The organism is Candidatus Cybelea sp., assembly GCA_036489315.1.
Lineage (GTDB): Bacteria > Vulcanimicrobiota > Vulcanimicrobiia > Vulcanimicrobiales > Vulcanimicrobiaceae > Cybelea.
Map to the genome: position 1 here is coordinate 1 of DASXFZ010000053.1, position 21,248 is coordinate 21,248.

At 64.6% G+C, this 21,248-nt stretch carries 24 protein-coding genes and 1 tRNA gene; 6 read left to right on the top strand and 19 right to left on the bottom strand.

Translation table 11 applies throughout. The features are described from left to right. The coding region (locus tag VGG51_11350) for a hypothetical protein (protein HEY1883625.1) at positions 1 to 461 on the top strand (461 nt) is incomplete at its 5' end. Between the two features lie 229 nt (positions 462 to 690). On the opposite strand, the gene VGG51_11355 is transcribed toward VGG51_11350, so the two are convergent. From VGG51_11355 to lgt, 10 genes are all read right to left on the bottom strand, one after another. Further along, a complete protein-coding gene (locus VGG51_11355) occupies positions 691 to 993 on the bottom strand; it encodes a hypothetical protein (GenBank protein ID HEY1883626.1) in 303 nt (100 codons plus the stop codon). Beyond that, on the bottom strand, positions 977 to 1,651 hold the full coding sequence (locus tag VGG51_11360) for a sigma-70 family RNA polymerase sigma factor (GenBank protein ID HEY1883627.1): 675 nt from the start codon (positions 1,649 to 1,651) through the stop codon (positions 977 to 979). The genes VGG51_11355 and VGG51_11360 overlap by 17 nt, the downstream gene beginning before the upstream one ends. Beyond that, on the bottom strand, positions 1,648 to 1,842 hold the full coding sequence (locus tag VGG51_11365; protein ID HEY1883628.1) for a hypothetical protein: 195 nt from the start codon (positions 1,840 to 1,842) through the stop codon (positions 1,648 to 1,650). The genes VGG51_11360 and VGG51_11365 overlap by 4 nt, the downstream gene beginning before the upstream one ends. Continuing rightward, positions 1,835 to 2,563: a flagellar hook basal-body protein gene (locus tag VGG51_11370; protein HEY1883629.1), complete on the bottom strand. Its 729-nt coding sequence runs from the start codon at positions 2,561 to 2,563 to the stop codon at positions 1,835 to 1,837. Before VGG51_11370 ends, VGG51_11365 begins: the two co-directional genes overlap by 8 nt. A 10-nt stretch (positions 2,564 to 2,573) precedes the next feature. Then, the gene (locus tag VGG51_11375) at positions 2,574 to 3,137 is read right to left on the bottom strand and encodes a flagellar basal body rod C-terminal domain-containing protein (protein HEY1883630.1); all 564 of its coding nucleotides are present in this window, start codon (positions 3,135 to 3,137) and stop codon (positions 2,574 to 2,576) included. 254 nt (positions 3,138 to 3,391) lie between these two features. Beyond that, positions 3,392 to 4,516: a 3-isopropylmalate dehydrogenase gene (gene leuB, locus VGG51_11380; GenBank protein ID HEY1883631.1), complete on the bottom strand. Its 1,125-nt coding sequence runs from the start codon at positions 4,514 to 4,516 to the stop codon at positions 3,392 to 3,394. Continuing rightward, positions 4,458 to 5,006 (bottom strand): DivIVA domain-containing protein, encoded by a 549-nt coding sequence (locus VGG51_11385; protein ID HEY1883632.1) that lies wholly within the window; start codon positions 5,004 to 5,006, stop codon positions 4,458 to 4,460. The genes leuB and VGG51_11385 overlap by 59 nt, the downstream gene beginning before the upstream one ends. 8 nt (positions 5,007 to 5,014) lie before the next feature. Then, positions 5,015 to 5,428 (bottom strand): cell division protein SepF, encoded by a 414-nt coding sequence (sepF, locus tag VGG51_11390; GenBank protein ID HEY1883633.1) that lies wholly within the window; start codon positions 5,426 to 5,428, stop codon positions 5,015 to 5,017. Next, entirely contained in the window at positions 5,425 to 6,102 is a 678-nt protein-coding gene (locus tag VGG51_11395) for a YggS family pyridoxal phosphate-dependent enzyme (GenBank protein ID HEY1883634.1), read from the bottom strand. The genes sepF and VGG51_11395 overlap by 4 nt, the downstream gene beginning before the upstream one ends. After that, on the bottom strand, positions 6,099 to 6,956 hold the full coding sequence (gene lgt / locus VGG51_11400; GenBank protein ID HEY1883635.1) for a prolipoprotein diacylglyceryl transferase: 858 nt from the start codon (positions 6,954 to 6,956) through the stop codon (positions 6,099 to 6,101). Before lgt ends, VGG51_11395 begins: the two co-directional genes overlap by 4 nt. 18 nt (positions 6,957 to 6,974) lie before the next feature. Here lgt and VGG51_11405 point away from each other — a divergent pair, with 18 nt between their 5' ends. From VGG51_11405 to tgt, 4 genes are all read left to right on the top strand, one after another. Continuing rightward, entirely contained in the window at positions 6,975 to 7,709 is a 735-nt protein-coding gene (locus VGG51_11405; protein ID HEY1883636.1) for a cytochrome c biogenesis CcdA family protein, read from the top strand. Further along, positions 7,687 to 8,175, top strand: a complete 489-nt coding sequence (gene lspA, locus VGG51_11410; GenBank protein ID HEY1883637.1) for a signal peptidase II — start codon at positions 7,687 to 7,689, stop codon at positions 8,173 to 8,175. The genes VGG51_11405 and lspA overlap by 23 nt, the downstream gene beginning before the upstream one ends. After that, positions 8,153 to 9,052 carry an RluA family pseudouridine synthase gene (locus VGG51_11415; protein HEY1883638.1) on the top strand — a complete coding sequence of 300 codons (900 nt, stop codon included), beginning with the start codon at positions 8,153 to 8,155 and terminating at the stop codon, positions 9,050 to 9,052. The genes lspA and VGG51_11415 overlap by 23 nt, the downstream gene beginning before the upstream one ends. Positions 9,053 to 9,138: 86 nt before the next feature. Continuing rightward, positions 9,139 to 10,185 carry a tRNA guanosine(34) transglycosylase Tgt gene (gene tgt / locus VGG51_11420; protein HEY1883639.1) on the top strand — a complete coding sequence of 349 codons (1,047 nt, stop codon included), beginning with the start codon at positions 9,139 to 9,141 and terminating at the stop codon, positions 10,183 to 10,185. Here the strand turns inward: tgt and ileS are convergent. The 7 genes from ileS to VGG51_11455 form a co-directional block, all read right to left on the bottom strand. After that, positions 10,168 to 12,924: an isoleucine--tRNA ligase gene (ileS, locus tag VGG51_11425; GenBank protein HEY1883640.1), complete on the bottom strand. Its 2,757-nt coding sequence runs from the start codon at positions 12,922 to 12,924 to the stop codon at positions 10,168 to 10,170. The genes tgt and ileS overlap by 18 nt on opposite strands. Continuing rightward, positions 12,921 to 14,015: a polysaccharide pyruvyl transferase CsaB gene (gene csaB / locus VGG51_11430; GenBank protein HEY1883641.1), complete on the bottom strand. Its 1,095-nt coding sequence runs from the start codon at positions 14,013 to 14,015 to the stop codon at positions 12,921 to 12,923. The genes ileS and csaB overlap by 4 nt, the downstream gene beginning before the upstream one ends. Further along, positions 14,012 to 16,009: a DUF5693 family protein gene (locus VGG51_11435; GenBank protein ID HEY1883642.1), complete on the bottom strand. Its 1,998-nt coding sequence runs from the start codon at positions 16,007 to 16,009 to the stop codon at positions 14,012 to 14,014. Before VGG51_11435 ends, csaB begins: the two co-directional genes overlap by 4 nt. A gap of 241 nt (positions 16,010 to 16,250) precedes the next feature. After that, complete coding sequence (locus VGG51_11440; GenBank protein HEY1883643.1) at positions 16,251 to 17,030, bottom strand: enoyl-CoA hydratase; 780 nt, start codon at positions 17,028 to 17,030, stop codon at positions 16,251 to 16,253. Positions 17,031 to 17,040: 10 nt separating this feature from the next. Next, the gene (locus VGG51_11445) at positions 17,041 to 17,550 is read right to left on the bottom strand and encodes a hypothetical protein (protein HEY1883644.1); all 510 of its coding nucleotides are present in this window, start codon (positions 17,548 to 17,550) and stop codon (positions 17,041 to 17,043) included. Between the two features lie 77 nt (positions 17,551 to 17,627). Then, positions 17,628 to 17,909: a hypothetical protein gene (locus VGG51_11450; GenBank protein ID HEY1883645.1), complete on the bottom strand. Its 282-nt coding sequence runs from the start codon at positions 17,907 to 17,909 to the stop codon at positions 17,628 to 17,630. Between the two features lie 292 nt (positions 17,910 to 18,201). Beyond that, positions 18,202 to 18,277 (bottom strand) — tRNA-Val (locus tag VGG51_11455). Positions 18,278 to 18,412: 135 nt separating this feature from the next. Here VGG51_11455 and VGG51_11460 point away from each other — a divergent pair. Further along, a complete protein-coding gene (locus VGG51_11460; protein ID HEY1883646.1) occupies positions 18,413 to 18,850 on the top strand; it encodes an ATP-binding protein in 438 nt (145 codons plus the stop codon). Positions 18,851 to 18,856: 6 nt separating this feature from the next. Here the strand turns inward: VGG51_11460 and VGG51_11465 are convergent, their stop codons facing one another. Together VGG51_11465 and VGG51_11470 are read right to left on the bottom strand one after the other, a co-directional pair. After that, complete coding sequence (locus VGG51_11465) at positions 18,857 to 20,185, bottom strand: S41 family peptidase (protein ID HEY1883647.1); 1,329 nt, start codon at positions 20,183 to 20,185, stop codon at positions 18,857 to 18,859. Between the two features lie 51 nt (positions 20,186 to 20,236). Next, positions 20,237 to 21,181, bottom strand: coding sequence for an L-threonylcarbamoyladenylate synthase (locus VGG51_11470; GenBank protein ID HEY1883648.1), 945 nt, complete (start codon positions 21,179 to 21,181; stop codon positions 20,237 to 20,239). Positions 21,182 to 21,248 lie beyond the last annotated feature (67 nt).

Here is a 21,248-nt window from a genome sequence, read left to right on the forward strand (position 1 = left end):
TCGCTTCATACTTTGCAGACCGGTTTGCCGCACCGATGCAGTTCGGCCGTTATGCGATCTGGCTGATGCCGCCGCCGGTCAATGAGGCCTATCTTGGTGGCGGCGACTATATTCGCCCGCGCGATTTTTTGAAGTTCGGAGAGCTCTTGCTCGATGGCGGCGCTTGGCACGGAACGCGGATCGTAGCTTCGTCTTGGATCGAAGAGTCGATCCTACCGCGCACCGAGCCGCAAGGAGAGGGAGACCGCTACGGCTACGGTTGGCACCTCACCACCTTAGCGGTAGACGGAAAGAGCTACGACGTCGTAAACGCCGGCGGCAACGGCGGACAATTGATGATCGTCGTTCCCAAGCTCGACCTTGCGATAATGATAACCGCCGGCAACTATAACCAGTATCCCGTCTGGCGAACGTTTCTGCCGCAGATCACGTCGGCGGCAATTCGCAGCTGCACGCCGTAAAATTCATACAACTCACAGCCTCCCTTACGGTGCGCTTCAGTTTGGCGTGAGATTATGCACGGGTCAGCTCCAAAAAAGGAAGTCCCAATGCAGTCTCACCGCAGAGAAATTCGCGACGTTCTGATACTCGCCCAAGGCCTAGTCTACTTCATCTTCATCGGCGCCGGCACCGTCGCAATCGCGGTCGCCGCCCACCTGCACCGCTAGGACTGTGAAGCAGCATATGAGGCTACGAGGCTCGATAACATCCGCTGGGATCGACCTGCACGCGCCGATCCCCCACCATAATCGAACGGAGGCGATGATCCCAAAACGCAAGCACATTGATAACCACCGGGCGCAGCTTCGCGATGAGCTCGCGAGCGCGCTGTGAAACCGCGACGGCGTCCTTTACCCAGCGTGGATGGTCCTGCGGCAGCAGTTCAGTCTCGAGCTCCGCCTCGGCAACGGCCGGCACGGCCTCCGGACGGTTCGTCTCGACGCCGGCCGAAAGTGCGGGCCGGTTCTCGTCGAGCTCAATGCGCCGCAGCAACGGCCTCTCGCTTTAGCTTCGCAATCGCGCTCAAATGGAGTTGCGAGGCTCGCTGAGGTGAGATCGCCAAGCGCCGGCCGACGCAGCGCAGCGACGTACCCTTAAAGTAGTGCAGCAGCACGACGTCGCGCTGCCGCTTCGGCAGCCCCGCGATCAGCGACGCGAGGTGCGAGCGCTCGAGGCGGCGCTCGACGATCTGTGCCGGATCGACGCTCCAATCGCCGCTCAACGACTCCCCAACCGGTAGCGGAGCGTCGAGCGAAAGCGGCTGTCCGCGGTAAACCGCCGCGACCGCGCGGCGATATCCAGGACACTGCCGTTCGGTCTGGGCAGCGCTGGGAATCTCACCGATCGCGGCCGCGAGCGTGTAGCGTTGATTCTCACCCTCACGCACGATGCGGCGCGCCCGTTCCGAGACCGGATCCATTCGGCGAATGCCGTTGAGCATCGCGCCGACGATCAAGCGCCGGGCGTAGTCTTCGAGCTGCGGGCCGCGGAGCGGGTCGAAGGAATCGACCGCGCGCAACAGTCCGAGCGAACCGTCGCCGACGAGATCGTCCATATCGAAGGCTGGAACCAGCCGTTTGAGGCGGCGCGCCAAGCGGCGAACGAGCGGCAGCAGCGCGCCGACTTGCTCGTCACGCGTGCAAGCCGTCACCGGCGACCCTCCAAGCGTGCCGCGACCAGCGCGGCGAAGCCGCTGCGGTCGCAACGCGCGATTTCGTTTGCCATGAGATCGAGCTCGTAGTCGCCCAGCGGGCCGGCACCGGCGCAGAGCGGACGAAGGACCGGTGCGAGCAGCATCGCTTCGAAGATCTCGCCTGCGCGGCGAGCCGCCAGGCTATCCACTCTGCAGGTTGTTGGCGATGCGCAACATCTCATCAGCGGCCTGTACGCCTTTGGCATTTGCCTCGTACGCACGCTGTGCCGTCAAAATCTGCATCATCGCATCGACGACCGTAACGTTCGACTCTTCGAGCATGCCAAAGCGAATTTTCGGCCCATCGGGTGAGCCCGCACCGGCCGTTTCGACCCTGCCGGCTGCGGGCGTCGCCGCGAAGACCGCCCCGTCGATCGCGCGCAGATGATCGGGAGACGGAAACTGTGCGAGCGCAATACGCCCGATCGCGCGCGAGCCCGCGGGAAAGACCGCGCGTACGGTACCGTTCTCGTCGACGCTCGCGGAGAGCGCGCCGGCAGGAATTCGAACGCCGGCCAACCGGTAATCGAGCGCACTGCGCAGCGTGCCGTCGGCCGCGCGCGAGAACTGACCGTCGCGCGTATAGGCTCGCCGCCCATGTGCATCGACGACCTCGAAGAAGCCCGGGCCATCGATGGCGAGATCGAATGGACCGGCCGTGCGCGCGAGTTTGCCTTGCCCAAAAAGCACGTGCGATCCAAGCGCGACCGTGCCTTGCCCTCCGCCGCCGGGCACGACGAGCTCTGCAAAGCTCGCGACCGATCCCTTGAAGCCGATGACCCCGGCATTGGCGAGGTTGTCGGCGATCGTATCGAGATTCCGCTGCTGCGCCGCCATGCCGCTCGCCGCTGCGAAGAGAGCCCGATCCATTTGATGCCTCCTACTTCACGCGCGCCGCTTCGGCGGCTTTGCCGCGCATCGCGTCGATTGCCGCGACGGCTTTTTGCGCGCTCTCGAACGAACGCTCCGCCGCCAGCACGTCGACCATCTCGGAGATCGCGTCGACCGCTGGCCCTTCGAGGAATCCGTTTTGGACGCGGCTGCCCGGCGGCAGGGCAAACTCGCGCGCGTCGATACTCGCTCCCGCGGGAACGCGCAGTGAACCGTGGAGCCCCAGCACCACGCGTCCCCGGAGGTCGCGCAACGTTCCGTCGGATTCGCGGACGAATGCGCCCGCCCGCGTCTCGCTCGTGCGTCCGCCGGCGTCGCGGACTTTGAACGAGCCGTTCCCCACGATCGCGAAATCGAGATCGCGCCCGGTGTGATGCAAAACCCCGCCGCCGCGCGACGTACGTTCGATCGTCACCCCGCGTGCGGTGAGAAAGCTCCGAGCCTCGACGCGGCGAAAAGCGTCGGTCGAGACGTTAGCGAGGTTTTCCGTGGCAATTTCGAGCCGCGTTCGCGCCGCGACCATGGCACTGGCCGCCCAACCGATTCCGTCCATGAGCTCAATGGTAGCCGGTTGGTTTAGCCGCCTCTTTGCCGCCGCATGGACGATAACGCCGAGATCGAAGCGCTCGCCCCGCTGAAATCCCGCTAGGCCGGTATCGTGATGGGGTTCGACGTAGACCGGGTAGCGGCGATGCGCAAAGAGACGCTCGTGCGCTGGCGGTCAATTTGGGGCGCCCGGCATCCGGGGGAGCCGCAAGGTCGCGCAAGGATCAACCCCGGTTTGAGGACCGGCTCTCTTTGTGAACCCTAGAGCCGCGCGATGACCGCGTCGGCGAACGCGCCGGTGCCCAGCGATTCGTCCGAAGATGCGGATAGTTCCGCAGTGCGCAGCCCGTCGGCGTAGACGCGATCGACGGCGCGCTCGATCTGCGCCGCACCGCGCTCGTCGCCGAGGCTGTGGCGCAGCAGCATCGCCGCGGAAAGAATCGCAGCGGTGGGATTGGCGATGCCTTTTCCGGCGATATCGGGCGCCGTGCCGCCGATCGGCTCGTACAGCCCAAACTGCCGCCCCGGCGAACCGCGCGTTCCGAGGCTCGCGCTCGGCAGCGTTCCGATCGAGCCCGTAAGGATGGCCGCTTCGTCCGAGAGGATGTCGCCGAACATATTCTCGGTGACGATAACGTCGAAATCGCCCGGCCAGCGCACCAGCTGCATCGCCGCGTTGTCGACGAGTAGGTGTTCGAGCCGGACGTCCGGATACTGCGCAGCCACCGCCTGCACGACCCGCCGCCAGAGACGCGACGTTTCCAAGATGTTCTGCTTGTCGACGGACGTGACGTGTTTGCGCCGGGAGCGGGCAACGTCGAACGCGACACGCGCAATTCGCTCGACCTCCGGCGCGCGGTAGATCATCGTGTCGACGGCCTCGTCGACGCCGTCGACGGTGCGTTGTTCCTTCGGCCGGCCATAGTAGATGCCGCCGGTAAGCTCGCGGACGACCATCAGATCGAGGCCGCGGACGAGCTCGGGGCGCAGCGACGAGGCATCCTCGAGGCCCGCGAAGACGCGCACCGGACGAAGGTTCGCATACAGTTCGAAGTCCCGGCGCAGCAGAAAGAGCGCGTACTCGGGACGCTCGACAAGCGGCTTGCCTTCGTATTGCGGCAGGCCGACGCTGCCGAAGAGGATCGCTGCGCTGCGCTCGCAGAGCTCGCGCGTCTGCGGCGGGAGCGCCGGCAGGCCGAGCGCGAGTGCCGCGCCGCCGACGGGCGCTTCGGCGAACTCGACGGAGGGGCAGACCCCTTTGAGTACTCGAGCCGCCGCGGCGACGACTTCGGGGCCGATCCCGTCGCCGGCCAGGAGAGCGACGGTGCTAATAGACGGTGATGCGCTTGGTATCGTCGTGTTTGGGCGCCGGTTCGGGCGGAGCACTCTGCGTGTTCGGTGCGCTCTGCGCCTCGCCGTTGCTCGCCAACGATTCCGCCCGTTCGAGCAGCGCGAGATGGGTCATCAACAGGCTGCGCAGCTCGCTCTTCGCCTTTTCGGTCGCTTCGACCGCGCGCTGCTGTTCACGCCGTACTTCGGCGATCGCGTCGCTGTAGCCGGTGATCTCGCGTTGCGTTGTGAGCCTGGCCTGCTCCTTGATGAGGTCGGCTTCCTTGTGCGCCGACGCTTTGACTTCGTCGGCCGTGCGCTGTGCGAGCACGAGGGTATTCTGAAGCGATTCTTCCATCGCCTTGAAGTGGCTCACCCGTTCCTTGAGGTCGGCGATCTCCGCCCCGAGCGCGGCTCGCTGCTGCGCCTCGTCTTCGAACGTCTCGATGACCTCGTCCAAAAACGCGTCGACGTCGGCGCGGTCGTAGCCCTGCAGCGCCTTCTTGAACGACTTGTGCTGTATGTCTACCGGTGTGATTTTTTGCATCGCGCGTCCTACGTTCTACTCGTCATGAAATCGAAGGTACCGTCGGCCATCATCGAATCGCGCAGACCCGCAGCGTTTACCACGACGCCCGCCGGAACGACCAAGTAGATCGACTCGGCGAGCTTCTGAATCTTGCCGTCGATCGTGTAGGCGACGCCCGAAGTAAAATCGACGACGCGCTGCAAGAGCGTCCGATCCGCGTTCTGCAGGTTCACGATGACCACCTGACGGCTGCGCAGCGCGTCGGCGATTTCGACGACATCCTGGTAGCTGCGGGGGGAGAAGACGCTCACCTGCGTGCCGCCGCGCCGGCCGGCATTCGATAACGGAACGACGCGTCCGCTGGGAACTTCCTCTTCATAAAACTCTTCTTCGTCATCGCGAATCGAGAAGAACGAGCCGATCTTACTAAAAACGCTCACGGGTACCTCCCATCACTGCGCGGGCCAAAGAGCGCCTCACCGATGCGCAACATCGTCGAACCCGCTCGCAGAGCCTCGCGCCAATCTCCCGACATGCCGATTGAGAGCGTAGTTCCACCTATACGCTCCAAGGTCTTGGCTGCCAGCTCAAAAGCGGATGAGATCGCGTCCCGGTCCGTCGTCAGCGGGCCGATGGCCATGACGCCCTCGAGACGCAAGCCCGCCTGCCGACGGAGCATTTCGGCGAGTTGCTCGGCCTGGTCCGGCGGGCATCCGAAACGCTCGATCGGCGAGACGTTGAGCTGAAGCAAGACAGGAAGGCTCTTGCCGCACTCGAGGGCGGCCTTCGAGAGCGCGATGCCGGCCTCGCCGCGGTCGACGCTCTGCACGAGATCGAAGGTTTCGGCAATCCCACGGGCCTTATTGGTCTGCAGATGGCCGACAAAGTGCTTGCGCACCGGCGGGAGCGCGACGAACTGGCGTCGCGCCTCCTGCAGATAGCTCTCGCCAATATCGGTCAAGCCGGCCTCGATGGCCGTTGCGATTGACGCAACGCTCTGACGCTTAGCAATCCCGACGAGCGTCACGCTGGCCGGCTCGCGCCGGCACCGCTGTAGTTCCTCGTCGATATCGCGGCGCAACGCACGGTAGCGTTCGAGAACGTCTCGGCTCATCCACGGGCCGGACGCGACGCGACGCGCGCCTCGGTTCTGGGACCGGGACGCGTTGCGCAAAAGACGATGCCGATGATGCCGACGGCGATCATCGGCAGCGCGTAGAGCTGGCCGCCCGTCAGGCCGAGTGCGCTGAAGTCGGTCTGGCGCCACATCTCCGCAATCGTCCGCGTGATCCCATAAAGCGTAAACCAGGTCCAGGCGACCACGCCGTCCTTCGGCTTGAGCCGATAGAGCAGGAGCAGGATCGGCAGCGCCAAGATGTCGAGGATCGCCTCGTAAATCTGCGATGGGTGACGAAAGGCCGGCATGCCGTTGACCAGCGGCGCCGCAGGAAAGACCATGCACCACGGATGGTCCGGCTGGCAAACGTCGCCCCACAGTTCGTCGTTGATGAAGTTCACGAGGCGCACGAGCGTAATGCCGACGGGCAGCATCATGACGACCTCGTCGCCCACGACGGTGTACTTGAGACCCGGATGACGGCGCACGAAGAGCCAGATCGCGATGAGCACGCCGACCAGACCGCCGTGGAAGGCCATCCCGCCGTTCCAGATCGCGATGAAGTTGATCGGATTGGCGACGTACGTCGAGGCGTCGTGCTTGCTGATGATGTCGTTGATCACGAAGAAGGTTCTGCCGCCCACGATCACGCCGACCAGCGCGTAGAAGAGAAAATCCTGAATGTCTTGTTTCGTGAGCCCGAGACGCAGCAGCCCGGCCGGACGGCTCATCCACAGGTAGACGCAGACAAACCCCACCAAGTAGGCGATTCCGTACCAGTGGATACCGAAGCGAGGACCCAGGTGGATCGCGATGGGGTCAATGTTCGGATAGGTGAACCAGTGCTGCATTTCTAACAATCTTCACAGATGACCGCGACGACACATATCACCGCCGGCATCGCCTTCCTTGCGGGCCTCGTTTCCTTCGTTTCGCCGTGCGTCCTCCCGCTGGTACCGGCTTACCTATCCTTGCTTACGGGCGAGAGCCTGGAAGATCTGCAGTCCTCAACGTCGGCAAAGACGAGGATGCACTTGCTCTCGCACGCGCTCGCGTTCGTCGCCGGATTCAGCCTCATCTTCATCGCGTTGGGCTTGAGCGCGAGTGCGATCGGCGGGGTGCTCGATGCGAACCGGGTGCTGATCGCGCAGATCGGCGGCGTGCTGGTCGTCCTGCTGGGCCTGCAGATGATGGGAATGCTGCGGATCCCGCCGTTGCTGCTGCGGGACACGCGAGCTCATCTCAGCCTCGACCGGCGCACGCTCTGGACCTCGGGGCTGGTCGGCATGGCCTTTGCGGCGGGCTGGTCGCCCTGCATCGGCCCCATTCTAGCGGGGATTTTGGCGATTGCGTCGCAACAGCACAGCGCCGCGGCGGCGCTGCTGCTCTCGTTCTACTGCCTTGGGCTGGCGCTCCCGTTCCTGGCAACCGCACTGGCGATCGGCGTCGTTCTGCCGTTCCTGGGGCGAATCAAGCGTTCGTTGCGGGCGATCGAGTTCGCCTCGGGCGCGTTTCTCATTGCCGTCGGATTGGTTCTCGTCAACAATGCATTCCTCAACGTCGCCGGATGGTTCTATCAGTTTGTACCGCAACCGAATCTCTAGCCTCAAACAAGCACTCGTCATTGCCGCGGCGGCCATCGCCACGCTTGCCGCCGACCAGTACAGCAAGGTTTGGGTCCTCCGAACCTGCGCCCCGATACCTCCGCCGTGCCGGACGATAATTCCCAATCTTCTCAATTGGACGTTCGAGCGCAACGTTCACGGCGCGTTCGGACTCTTTGGCAGCAGCGCCGTCTTGCTGATCGGAATGGCGATCGTCGTGCTGGTTCTCTTCTGGTTCAGCTTCCGCGAGGCCGCCGCACGGTCGCAGACGGTGCGCATCGCCTTCGGAATGATCGTCGGCGGAGCCATCGGCAACATCGTCGATCGCGTGCACTACGGGTTCGTCATCGACTTTATCGACTTTTATCGCATTTGGCCGAACATCTTCAACGTCGCGGATTCCTGCATCACGGCGGGAGTCGGGCTGTTGATTCTCTCTAGCCTTGTTACACGTCGTCACCGCTGAGCAGGCCGGAAAGCGTACCGATGTTCTGATCGCCACGCTCTGCGGCGCCCCGCGATCGCTCATCGCGCAAAGTGCTCGCCGCGGCGACGTCACCCTGAACGGAATTTCGGTGAAGCCGAGCCGGCCCGTGGAGGCCGGCGACGTTCTCGAGTTCGAGATTGAAGTGCGCGAGGCGCTGGTCGCGCTCCCGGAATCGATCCCGCTCGACGTCGTCTACGAAGACGAGGACCTGATCGTCGTCGACAAGCCGGCCGGCATGATTACGCATCCGGCGCATAGCGCAACGAGCGGTACGCTGGTGAACGCACTGCTTGGCCACGTTGCGGCGCGGCCTCCCGGCGATCTCTTGCGCCCCGGCCTCGTCCATCGTCTGGATCGGGACACTTCCGGACTGCTCGTAGTCGCCAAACGCGAGGCAAGCCTGCACGCGCTGGGCGTTGCGATGAAAGCGCGACGGATCGAGCGCGAATATCTGGGCCTCGTGCGAGGCGTCCCCGAACATCCACTCGGCACGATCGAGGGCCCCATCGGCCGCGATCCTCGCAACCGCTTGAAGTTCGCGATCACGGCCGATGGGAAACCGGCGGTCACGCACTACGAAATTCGAGAACGTTTCGAAAAGTACGCCGAACTGGTCTTCCGCCTCGAAACCGGGCGGACTCATCAAATTCGCGTGCACCTCGCCGCGATCGGTCACCCCATACTCAACGATCCGCTCTACGGAAAAACCGAATCGCGCTTCGAGTTACCGGGGCAAGCGCTGCACGCGTGGCGTCTGCGGTTTCTTCATCCGCGCACGGGCGAACCGATGTCGTTCGAGGCGCAACCGCCGCCGGAGTATGTGCACGCGAGAGAAATTGTTGCGGCGCAAGGGTGAACGGTACGTGACGCCGCGGAACCGCTCTCGCGATGAGTAGGGGGTTTACGCTGCTTGCGAGGGATGGCGGGGCGCGGCGGGGGCGATTGCAGCTAACGCACGGGGTCGTCGAGACGCCCTGCTTCATGCCGGTGGGAACGGCCGCGACAGTAAAGGCTTTGACGCCGGGCGACCTGGAGCGCGCCGGCGCGCAGATGGTGCTTGCGAACACGTACCATCTCTGGTTGCGACCCGGAATCGAAACGCTCGAAGCGGCCGGCGGCCTTCATCGCTTCATGGCGTGGGAGCATCCGATCCTCACCGATTCGGGCGGCTTTCAAGTCTTCAGCCTCGAGAGCCGCCGCGAACTGGACGACGAGGGGGTAACCTTTCGCTCGCACCTCGACGGAAGCGCGCATCGTTTCACTCCCGAAAACGTCGTCGCCTTTCAAGAGCGCATCGGCAGCGACGTCGCGATGGTGCTCGACGTTTGCGTGAAGTTACCCGCGACGCGAGAGAAGGTCGAAGAATCGGTTCGGCTGACCACGCAGTGGGCGCGGCGCTCCGCCGGCGCATCCGCGAGCGACGCGACCGCACTCTTTGCCATCGTGCAGGGCGGCCTCGACCTTCCCTTACGCGAGCGCAGCGCCCGAGACTTGGTCGAACTCGACTTTCCCGGATACGCGATCGGCGGTCTCTCGGTCGGTGAGACGCGCGCAGAAATGTACGCAGCGGCACGCCGCACGGCGGCACTGCTGCCGGCGTCGAAACCGAGATACCTGATGGGCGTTGGAACGGTCGACGATCTGCTCGAAGCCATCGATGCGGGCCTCGACCTCTTCGACTGCGTCTATCCGACGCGTTGCGGACGGAACGGCCGGGCGATGACGCACGACGGCGAGCTCAACCTGTTCAACGCGGCTTTCGTGCGAGACATCGCGCCCCTCGATACGGAGTGCGACTGCTCGGTGTGCGGTACGTACAGCCGCGCCTACCTCGCGCACCTGTTTCGCGCGAAAGAGATGCTCGGTGCGCGCCTGCTCAGCTATCACAACGTCTACCTGCTCGGAGCGCTGATGCGCGAAGCGCGTGAGGCGATCGGCGCGAACCGCTGGACGCAGTTTCGCGACCGGCGCCTACGCCGAGTGCTCTAGCCCCCGCACGACCTGCGAGCAGTCGGAGCAGATCTCGGGGTGCTCCGGATCGCCGCCCAGCTCGCGGTACTTCCAGCAGCGTGCGCACTTTTCGCCGTCGGCGGGAAGAAGCTCGAACTCCTCCGCATCGCCGGCACGCAACTCCAGTTGCGAGACGACCAGCGCTTCACGCAAGTTGTCGCCGAGTGACGCGAGACGCTTGTAGGTTGGAACCGGCGTCGTTAACACGAGGCGTGCTTCGAAGTCGCGCGGCGACGCCGACGCGGCGACCCGCCCCCGCAGCGCGCGCAGCAGCTCCCAAAGGGCGAGGTCGCCATCGGCGCCCCCGCGAAACCGCCCCGCGTCGAACGAACTGTCGAAAACGCTTTGCGCGTTCGCGCGCGCCCATCCGGGAAGATGCTGCCAGGCTTCTTCGGCCGTAAACGAAAGCACCGGCGCGACCGCGGTCAAGAAGCGAGTCAAAACGTACAGCAGTGCCGACTGCGCGCTGCGCCGCCGCGGATCGTTTCGCGCGCGAGAGTAGAGCGGATCCTTGAGCGCGTCGAAGTACAGGCCCGACATCGAACTTTCGAACTCGACGATGCGCAGGTAGGCATCGTGGATCTGACAGCGATCGTACGCGCTTTTGACGCCGGCAACGAAAGCGTCGGCAACGGTACACGCGAGCCGGTCGATCGGCTCCATCGCCTCGGTTGTCACGACCTCGTCTGCGGCTAAGTCGTCCAGATTCGAGAGCATGAACCGCATGCGGTTTCGGATATTGCGATAGACGCGGCCGACTTGCTCGATGACGTTGGGCCCGAAGCGCACGTCATCGATCGGCTCGACCGATCCGGCCCACAAGCGCAAAACATCCGCCCCCCAGCGCGACATCGCGTCGTTCGCGTCGATCCCCGTACCGCGCGATTTGGACATCGGGCGCCCGTGCTCGTCGTTCACCCAGCCGTTTTTCATGACGCGGCGGTACGGCGCGCGCCCCCTGATCGCGACCGCGGTGATCAGCGAGCTGCGAAACCAACCGCGAAACTGGTCCGCGCCCTCGAGCACCATGTCGCTCGGCCACGGCAGGCCCTCTCGCCCGAGCACCGCGAGGTGCGTTACCCCCGACTCGAACCAGATGTCGACGATGTTCTTCTCCTTCTCGAACTCCGTCGCGCCGCAACGCGGGCAGACGAATCCGTCGGGAAGATAGACGTCGACGGGATCGCTCCACCAAGCGCCGGCGCCGACCTCACCGAATCGCTCGGCCGCCTTCCGGGCGACGCGCGGATCGAGAATCGACTCGTTGCACGCTTTGCAGATCAGCGCCGGAATCGGAGTTCCCCACGTGCGCTGGCGGGAGAGGCACCACTCCGGATGGGTCTCGATCATCTGCCGTTGACGTGCGCGCCCCCACTCCGGCACGTACTCGACCGCGTCGGTCGCGTCGATCGCGTGCGCGCGCAGCAGGTTCTGATCCATAGCGAGAAACCACTGCGCGGTCGCGCGGAAGATGACCGGGTTGTGGCAGCGCCAGCAGTGCGGGTACGAGTGCTCGTATTCGGCCGCGCTCCACAATGCGCCGCTCGCGCGCAGGTCCTCGACGATTCGGTCGTTCGCGGCAAAGATCTGCAGGCCGGCGTAGGGACCGGCTTCAGGGGTGAAGCGCCCCGCCGCGTCGACCGGATTGAGAATCGGCAGATCGTACTTCATGGCGGTATCGAAGTCGTCGGCGCCGTGGCCCGGCGCGGTATGCACGGCTCCGGTCCCCGTTTCGAGATCGACGTAGTCCGCCAGCACGACGACCGAGTCACGATCCATGAAGGGATGACGTACTGCCAGGCCGTCGAGCTGCTCGCCGCGCGCCCGGCCGGCGAGCGTTGCGCCCGCGAAGCGCTCACCGAATGCGCGTTGCGCCAACGCCTCGGCCGCAATCACCATCTCTCCATCGACGCGGTAGAGGCCGTAGGTCGCGTCGGGGCGCAGGGCGATCGCGACGTTGGCGGGCAACGTCCACGGCGTCGTCGTCCAGATGAGAAACGAAGTGCGCTCCCCAGCAGGAGCCTCGGCGCCGAATGCTTTGAGAATTTGCTCGCGCTGATCGCCGTTTGCGCCGAAGCGCACGTAGATCGACGGGGAGACTCGCGGTTCGTACTCGATCTCAGCCTCGGCCAGCGCCGTTTCGTCGTGAACGCACCATAGTGTCGAGCGTAAGCCTTTGTAGATCTGCTGGCGCGCGGCGAGATCGGCGAGCGCGTTGACGATCGTCGCTTCAAAAGACGGGTCGATCGTCCGATACGGCCGGTCCCAGAGCCCAAAGTTCCCCATTCGCCGGCGCTGCTCGCGCTGGCGGTCGAGCCAGTAGAGCGCGCGCTCTTTACACTGCTCGCGCAGCTCGAGCGGATCGATCGAGTGAAAATCTTTGATGCCGAGGTGCTTGAGCGTCTCGTACTCGATCGGGAGTCCGTGCATGTCCCAACCCGGTACGAACTTGGCGTACTTACCGTCCAGCAGCGCGATCTTCACGAACATGTCTTTGAGCACCATGCCGAGGAAATGCCCCATGTGAAGCTCGCCGTTGGCGTACGGCGGCCCGTCGTGAAGGACCCACGGCCCATTGGCTGCGTTGCGTTCCAACCGGCGCTCGTAGGTGCGCTGCTCGTCCCACCACGCAACGCGCTGCGGTTCGCGCGTTGCCAGATCCGCCTTCATCGGAAAGCCGGTGCGGGGGAGGTTTAGCGTCGCTCGGTAGTCCGTCATTGCTCGTTCAAGAGTTCGCGAAGCACTGCGAAATTGCGTTCGGCAGCCTTTGCGATGACGTCGGCGCGCGCGCACAGCGCCGCCGAGAGCCCGTCGCGCTCGGTGACCAGCCGATCGACGAGTTCGTCGATCTGCCCGTCGGGCGGGCGCTGCGCGCCCGGCGTCCACAGCGGCTGCAGCGGATACTCGAGATCTTCGCAGAGTGCGCTCACCTTGGGATCGTACGGAATCGCCAGAAACGGAACGCCGTGCCGCGCGGCGAGGACCAGCGCGTGCAGGCGCATACCGATGACGACGCGCGCTTCGCTCAGGATCGCCGCCGCCTTTGCGAGAGAGCACTCGGGGAGCAGCACGGGAGCAGAGGCACAGGCGCGGATAACGTCGGTCGAGATCGCCGCGTCGGCCGCGCCCCCGAGCGGCAGGAAGGCCGATCGAATACCGTGGCGCTCCGCCAAACGATCGACGGCGCGCGCCACGATCTGCGGTGCGTCGCGCGATCCGGCGGAGCGCCGCACGCTAATAACCGCGTACGGCCCGCTCTCAGGGCCCAAACCCTCGGCCGAAAGATCGACGCCCGCTTCCGGCGACTCGTAGAGGAATACCGGATCGGCGGTCTGCTCGATCGGCGTCCTCGGCAGCAGTTCGCGCAGCAGCCGCAACGATCGTTCGTCGCGTACGGTCGCGCGGTTCACGCCGCGGCAGAATCTTCGTACGAGCAATCGGCCCCAGAAGTCGAGCGGGCCGATCGACTGAGCGAAGATCATCGCCTTGCGCCCGGCGCGTACCGCCTCTCGCAGGATCGAGGCGTAGTAGAGCAGACTGCGCAGACTCGTTTGATTCTGCAGCAGCCCGCCGCCGCCGGAGAGCACGACGTCGGCACGGCGAATCGACTCTCGCACCGCGCGCCACTCCCAGCGTGGGGTCGCTTCGACTCGCAGTGAAGACTCGGTGCGCTGCGGCGTCGCCGAAAGCACCTCGATCGTCGCCGCCGGAAGCGTGCGCCGCACGCCCTCGACGATCACCTCGAGCAGCGCCTCGTCGCCCAGATTCCCGAAACCGTAGTAACCCGATACGAGCACGCGGGCGCTCACGGCTGCGCAGGCACGCGACGCCGGTAGATCCAGATCAGCAGCGCGCCGATGATGGGGCCGACGATCAATCCGTTGACGACGCGCAGCAGCGAGACCTCGATCGGCGTATGCAGATGGGAGAACGTGTCGATGACGTCACCGATTCCAACGCCGATAGCCAAGGCGAGCAGCCAGCCGACGGCACGACGATGCGGCGGCAGCAGCGCCGGGAGCAGCATCATCGCGGGGAAGCCGATCAAAAACTCTTTGAAACGCGGCCGCACGCTGAGCGCCGCCGTGAGGAAATGCCGCAACGCAAGCTCGATGGGAGAGGGCGAGATGTCGCTGTCGTTGCCGCTGCGCACGAGCATCAACGCGCCGGCCGCGACGATCGCGATCCCGCCCAAGAGCTGATACGCGAGCACCGGTGAGAGGAACACATCTCGCGGGCGTTCGATGCCCGAACCGAATCGCTGGTCGAAGAGGTACAGCACGAGCGCGATGAGCGGTGGAAGCGCCAGCACGAGCCGGACGCCGCGAAAACGCTCGATCTCTTCCATCGCAAGCGGCATGCTCATCAGCCCGACGACGACGAGCGCCCCGAGCAGCGCGACGCCGGTGGCCGCCACCGTCCAACCGAGGCTTCGCACGAGCTGCGTCCCAATGGCCGGAGCGGGCACCTCGCGCCAGGCGGGAATCAAAGTCAGCAGGGCCGCGGTCGCGAAGAGCAGCGCCCCGGCCAGCGCGATAGCCGAACGAGCAAAAGCATCGTGATGCGCGAGCAGGCCGCCAAGGTAGAGCGCGACGGTCAACGCGTACGCGGCCGCGGCGATGCTGCGGCGATACCATCCGAAGAACTCGAGCAAGAGGATGAAGATCGACGGCACGGCGAGTGCTGCCAAGCCGACGAGGATGCGATTGTTACCGCGATACTGCGGTATCGGTGTCGCGCGGCCGAGCCGCAAGCCGTCGGCGCGCAGCTCGTCGGCGATCCGTTTGACCATCTCGACGTTGGTCGCTTCGATCGAAAGGTTGCCGTCTTGGTGCGCCCACGGTCGCAGATAAACGACGCGAACGTTGCGTTCGCGCACGCCGAGAACGTATCGCGCGACGATCTCGTCGAGCTTGAGCTTGTCCAGCTCGGTCTTGGCGATCGCTTGGACGCGCACCGTCCGTCCCGGGATCAGACGCGCGAGGGTTTCACTCCCCTTCTGCACTTGGCTGGGATCGTACGTCTCGATCGAGCCGAAGTTAAAAATGTGCCGCTTGAATGCCGCGGCGGTATCCTCGAGGTGATCCGGATAACCGACGACGGCGTTGCCGAGACCGAAGAAGATAACCGTCGAAACCTTCGGATCGTAGCGCAGTACGTCGTCGAAGAGCGCATCGATCTGCGGCGCCTTGAAGCGCTCGTCGTTTTGAAAGCGCGGCACGACGAGCAGCGCGAGACGGTGCGCCAGCTCGATCTGCCCGGTCGGAATCCCGAGGGCGACCGCATTGAAGTAGTCGACCTGCGTTCGCACCTCGATCAGCCACGGCCGCGTCGCTCGCAAGACGCGCACGCTGTTGCGACTGAAGTGCAGCGAAAGCTGCGAAAGGTAGCGATGATAGGTCGATGGATCGGAGACGATCAGGTAGATCGCGCCGTCGTCGATCCGCCGGTTCGCGACCAGGCGCGCGAGCAGGGGGTCGCGGATCGGCGCAAGCCGCGCCTGATTGACTAGGGAAGCCCCGGTCGTGGCGTAGGCCTTGCCGTTGTTTCCGACGTTCGTCCCGAGCTCTTCGGTCAGCGCAAGCGACGTGAGGCCGGCGCGCCGCAGCGCGATCAGGAATGCGGCCGGATTGTAGTCGTAGGAACGCGCCAGTGCGTCGAGATCGGTAAAGTCCATGGCGAGCTCGACGCGCCGGGCGTGCGACTCGGTGCGTACGCGGAAGAAGGCGACGGCCAGCGAAGCGAGGAGCGCAACGAGTAAGACGACGGCCGCGTAGCGCGTTCTGGGAGTATAGAGCGTCACGAAGCGAGTCTGGTTCGCTCCGCCGAGGCCGTTTTTCTGCCTGGCGGCCCAGTGATTACAGAAGGGCTCGCCATGGGCGAGCCCTCCTGCCGTCGCGTATGCGCGAGTCCCTTTTTGTCGGGTCACGCATACCGGGTGTGGGCGACGCTTGTGATTTCATCGCATCGCTCGCGGCCCACGAGTCGAGTGACGCGGACGGTTCGGCTTCAACGGTAGGGGATTATCCCCTCCAAGACGGCGGTCACCAGTTCGGTCTGCGCTTTTCGAGAAATGCGGAGATGCCCTCACGTGCATCGGCTTCGAGCGCATTGCGGGTCATCACGTCGTTTGTATAGCGGTACGCCGACGCTTGGTCGAGATCGATCTGCGCGTAGAACGCAGCCTTGCCGATGCCCACGACGGTGCGACTCGCCGACGCGATCTTCGCAGCGAGCTCGAGCGCTGCCGCCGCAAGCTGTTCCGGCGGCACGACGCGGTTGACCAAGCCCCAATCCAGGGCCGTCTTTGCGTCGATGGGATCGCCGGTCAGCAGCATCTGCATCGCGCGTTTGCGACCGATTGCGCGCGTCAGCGCAACCATCGGCGTGCTGCAGAAGAGCCCGATGCGAACGCCCGGCGTCGCAAACGACGCCTCCGTCGAAGCAACCGCGAGATCGCAGGCGGCGACGAGCTGGCAGCCCGCCGCGGTTGCGACGCGCGCGACTTGCGCGATGATCGGCTGCGGGGTTTCCACGATACGCGCCATCAAAGCGACGCAGGCATCGAAAATCGTCGCATATGCATCCGCGTCGCGGTCGCGCAGCTCGCGAAGATCGTGGCCGGCGCAGAATGCCGGCCCCTCCCCGCGCAGAATCACGGCGCGGACGCCCTGCTCGCCGGCGAGCGCCGCGAGTGCGGCGTCGAGCTCGCGCATCATCTGCAGCGAGAGCGCATTGCGCTTCTCGGGGCGGCGCATCGTGACGATCGCGATCTCACCTTCGCGCTCGACGCCGATGTCGGCGTAGGCCGGCAACGTCTCCATTCGGGTGCCTTTACCGGGGCGGCTGCGTACTCCCTGGGACCGGCGAGGCAACGGGCGAGACGGGCGGAGACGGGGACGGGGAGGCAGCGGACGAAGCCGCTCGCATCGCAACCGCCCAGGCCGGATCGCGCTTAGCCGGTACGCCGCGATGGAGCGCCGCGCGGCTGGCCTTCGCATAGGAAGAACTCGGAAAGTTCGTTTTCACGTAGACGTAGAGGGCGACCGCACGTTCGCGGGCAGTCGCCCCCGGCAGTTCGGCGAAGAGCGCCGCCATCGCGTACCCGGTCGACGGCAGCCAGGAGTCCTTTGGATACGCCCGTGCCCACTGCACGAACGCGTCGTCCGTCAGCAGGAGCAGATGCTCGGCCTGCTCGGGCAGTAGTTGGTGCGTTTCATAACGCTTCTTGAGCTGCATTGTCTCATAGCGAATTCGCAGCGCGCTCATGTTGAGCTTGCCAAAGTATCGGTCGGCGGGCGCGCTAACGGCGGCCTGCGCCACCGCAGCGATAGTCATCAGCATGCTTTCGCTTGTACCCAGCCGGCGGAGCGAGGGTCGACGCAAGCATAGCCGAACAGGCGCTCGTCGAGTCTCTTAAGCTATTGTCCGTTTTCGGTTTCGCGGTCGCCCGCAGCATCGGCTTCCTTCTCGCAGACGTAAGCACCGTGCTTCGTGTTGCCGTACCAGCGCTCTCCCTTTAGGTGATAGATCCCCGAAGCCGTGTTGAGCCAGACGACTGTGTCGTGTGGGCAATGATGCTGTGCTTGCGGTTCCGTCGTGAAGAGCTGAAGTGACGAGGCTATTGCAGCGGTTGTATGAACGGCGATCGATGTGGCGACTCCCCCTAGTAGGAGGACATAAGCGAGAATGATCGGACGCATGTGAGCGGCTCCTTTTTCTGCGTGTCGGTGAAAGGCGCGATAAGCCGCATGGATTCAAACCGAACAGTGATCGCCGGCAAGCATAAATGCTGCCGCTCCTAAGACCGGATGAACCCATACTCCCTTTCCCCGTGAGAGGATAGGGGCTCTCCATTTCTGCCTTGCCCTTGCTTTCCTTCCTCGCCCAACCAAACGACGCAGCCCCGCCGAGCGAACAAATGTTCGCCTGGCGGCCACCACAGTTTGCAAATACGATGCCGCCGTCGATTTGCGGGCCGCGTGCGGCGAAATATGGTGGGCGATGACGGGCTCGAACCGCCGACATCCTCCTTGTAAGGGAGGCGCTCTCCCAGCTGAGCTAATCGCCCCGGCGTCCGCCGCGCTGTGCTTTCGACGGCCCTGCGCCGACTTCCGACCTGTCTCAAACACGGGGTTCGTGCCTTGCAAAGGTTTAGGCAAGGCTGAGAGCCGGGAAATGCGTATTCTACGGGACCGCCATCTTTTTGAATACACATTATCGAGCCGACTATACAAATGACATCCGCAACGTCGCCTTAGCGCGACGGGGAGTGGCAGGCTTTGCTAGTGCCTGCGGCTTCTCGGAAAGCGAGATTGCGGACATCCGTCTTGCTGCGGGCGAGGCGCTGAGCAACGCCGTCGAGCACGGAAGCTGCGGCGCGAACACGCTCGGCTTTACGGTCGAGTGCCGCTTCGACGGTTCGGAGCTCTCGATCGAGGTCCGCGATAGCGGCAACGGCTTTCCTATGCCGGGCCATCACGGGAGCATCAAGCCCGATCACCGCGGCCGCGGGTTCGGGATTTTCCTCATGCGGCGTCTAATGGACGACGTCGCGTTCTCGAGCAACGGAACGGTCGTCCGATTGGTTCGCCGGCACTCGGCCGGCCGGCGTCTCTCGCTCAACGGCGAGCGGGTCGTCTAGCGAAAGCTAACTCTTCGTCGCGATCTGCTTCTGCAGTTGAGAGATCGCTGCGCGGAGCTGCGAGTCGCGATCGATCTCGCCGAACCGTGCGTTCTGATTCTCGTCGATTCGAATATCGGGATTGATGCCGCGCAGGTTGATGTCGCGGCGGTTCGGCGTGAGATAGTGCGCGGTAGTGATCTTGATCGCCGCTCCGTCCGGCAGCGGCGTCAGCGTCTGCATGACGCCCTTACCGAACGTCTTGGCGCCAACCAGCATCGCGATTCCGTCGTCCTGCAGCGCACCCGCGGTGATCTCCGAAGCCGAGGCGGTGTACTGATTGACGAGCACGCTGACCGGCAGCGTAATCGAGGGATTAGGGTCGGCGTGAATCGTCGTATCGTGACGCCCGCGCTCTTCGACCGTCAACAGCGCCTTGTTGGCGATGAACCTCGAGCTGATATCCAACGCCGAGTCAACGTAGCCGCCGCCATCGTTGCGCAGGTCGAGAACGAGCGCCTTTGCGCCCTGCTGGTTGAGGCGCGTTAGCGCCTGGTCGAACTCCGTGGGCGTCGCTCGTCCGAAGGCCATCACCCAGACGTAGCCGATGTTATCGGCCAGCATCTTATAGATTACGGTCGGCGGCTGGACGTTGTCGCGCGTAATCGAGACGACCGAGGTTGCATTCGCGCGGGAGAGGGTCACCGATACGACGGTGCCGGCCTGGCCGCGCAACAGCGCGCTGACCGCGTCCACTGCGAGGCCCTTTGTCGCCGTACCATTGACCGACATCACGAGGTCTCCGACCTGCAGGCCAGCGCGTTCGGCGGGCGTGCCGGGGAGAACGTAGGTGAGGCGAACGAAGCCGGTGACGGCGTCGGGCTCGATCATCACGCCGATACCGCCAATGCGCGCCGGATCCAAGGCCTCGTTGAACGCCTTGAACTCCGTAGGCGTAAAGAACTGCGTGTAACGATCGTTCACGGCCTTCGCCATCGCAATGATCGCCGCGTAGGCGAACTCGCTGGGAGGCACGTGCGCTGCATGCGCGGCGTTCGCGATCGCGGCGTCGAGCTGCGCAACCGTCGCGTCGCGATCGTAGCTCGCGTGCAGGGCCGGCGGCGAAATCGCGACCCCGTGTTTACGAGCCGTGTCGACGAGCGCACCGCCGGCTGCAGCGAGCAGCACGTGCGGCTCGACGGGATCGTAATAGGTCGTCGTCAATAGACGATAGCTCTCCGCGACGTCACCGGCAACCTGATACGGCAAGACCTCGCCGGCCGGCGCTGCGCCAAAACAGATGACCGCTGCCGTACAAAGCGCAGCATAACGAAGGAGATCGCGTTTGAGCATCATGACCCTTTCTTCTTTACCCACCTGGAAAACGCTTTGCAGCGCCGAGGCGTTTCAGCGGGCAGCTCGGCGAAGGCGATCCATGATCGCCATTCCCAGCCCGTTCTCAGCAACCGGCTGCGCATCGATGCGTTCGAGCCCCATCGCATCGAGTTCGTGAAGAGTTTTGAAGAGGCCGGCTGCAGCCTCGCGAAGGTCGCCGCTCGCGGAAAGCACGCGCGAGGCAGCATAGCCCTCGAAGGAGTCTCTGAGCGCAATAACGGCCGCTCGGCGGCGTTCGACCAGCGGAACGTCGCGGGGCTCCACGACACGCAACCGCGTCGCCGGTGCGTAGTGCGTCGCCAGCTGCCCCGGAGCACGAAGCTCCATGCCGTCGATTGCACGCTCCAGGGGACCGATCAGCGACTCGATCTCTTCAACGGTAATCGCACCCGAACGCAACAGCGCCGGGCGCGGGTCGAGCGTGACGATCGTCGACTCTATTCCGCGCTCGGCTGCACCTCCGTCGAGTATCAACGCCACGCGATGGCCGAGCATCCGTTCGACGTGCTCGGCTCGCGTGGGGCTGACGCGCCCAAAGGGATTGGCACTGGGAGCGGCCAGCGGGGATCCCGCCGCTTCGATCAGAGCGCGAGCGATCGGGTGCGCGGGCATGCGGACGGCGACTGTCGACAACCCCGCGCAAACCAATTCCGGTAGTTCGGCTCGCTTGGGCAGCACCAGCGTCAACGGACCCGGCCAGAAGCGCTCGATAAGTGAAACCGCCATTGCGGGAACTGTTGCGGCCACTCGTTCCAGCATCGCCGTATCGGTCACGTGAACGATCAGCGGGTCGAACGACGGTCGCTGCTTGATTTCAAAGATCGCGGCGACCGCGTGCGGCTGGAATGCGTCGGCCCCCAACCCATAAACGGTCTCGGTTGGAAAGGCGACGACGCCGCCCTCGCGCAAGAGTCGCCCAGCCTCGATGACGGCCTTCGCTGTCGCGCGAACGATCATCGGCTGCCGCGGCGAGCGCTCGTCCGGGAAGGGATGCCGTGCGAACCCGAACCATATGCTCTTAGGG

What these genes read in the sequence shown, in the direction of transcription:
- VGG51_11470 (HEY1883648.1), bottom strand. Translation starts at nt 21,181, where the DNA reads ATGATCGTTCGCGCGACAGCGAAGGCCGTCATCGAGGCTGGGCGACTC.
- VGG51_11370 (HEY1883629.1), bottom strand. Translation starts at nt 2,563, where the DNA reads ATGGATCGGGCTCTCTTCGCAGCGGCGAGCGGCATGGCGGCGCAGCAG.
- lgt (HEY1883635.1), bottom strand. Translation starts at nt 6,956, where the DNA reads ATGCAGCACTGGTTCACCTATCCGAACATTGACCCCATCGCGATCCAC.
- ileS (HEY1883640.1), bottom strand. Translation starts at nt 12,924, where the DNA reads ATGACGGACTACCGAGCGACGCTAAACCTCCCCCGCACCGGCTTTCCG.
- VGG51_11375 (HEY1883630.1), bottom strand. Translation starts at nt 3,137, where the DNA reads ATGGACGGAATCGGTTGGGCGGCCAGTGCCATGGTCGCGGCGCGAACG.
- VGG51_11385 (HEY1883632.1), bottom strand. Translation starts at nt 5,006, where the DNA reads ATGCAAAAAATCACACCGGTAGACATACAGCACAAGTCGTTCAAGAAG.
- VGG51_11395 (HEY1883634.1), bottom strand. Translation starts at nt 6,102, where the DNA reads ATGAGCCGAGACGTTCTCGAACGCTACCGTGCGTTGCGCCGCGATATC.
- VGG51_11450 (HEY1883645.1), bottom strand. Translation starts at nt 17,909, where the DNA reads ATGCGTCCGATCATTCTCGCTTATGTCCTCCTACTAGGGGGAGTCGCC.
- VGG51_11440 (HEY1883643.1), bottom strand. Translation starts at nt 17,030, where the DNA reads ATGGAGACGTTGCCGGCCTACGCCGACATCGGCGTCGAGCGCGAAGGT.
- VGG51_11445 (HEY1883644.1), bottom strand. Translation starts at nt 17,550, where the DNA reads ATGCTGATGACTATCGCTGCGGTGGCGCAGGCCGCCGTTAGCGCGCCC.
- VGG51_11405 (HEY1883636.1), top strand. Translation starts at nt 6,975, where the DNA reads ATGACCGCGACGACACATATCACCGCCGGCATCGCCTTCCTTGCGGGC.
- VGG51_11465 (HEY1883647.1), bottom strand. Translation starts at nt 20,185, where the DNA reads ATGATGCTCAAACGCGATCTCCTTCGTTATGCTGCGCTTTGTACGGCA.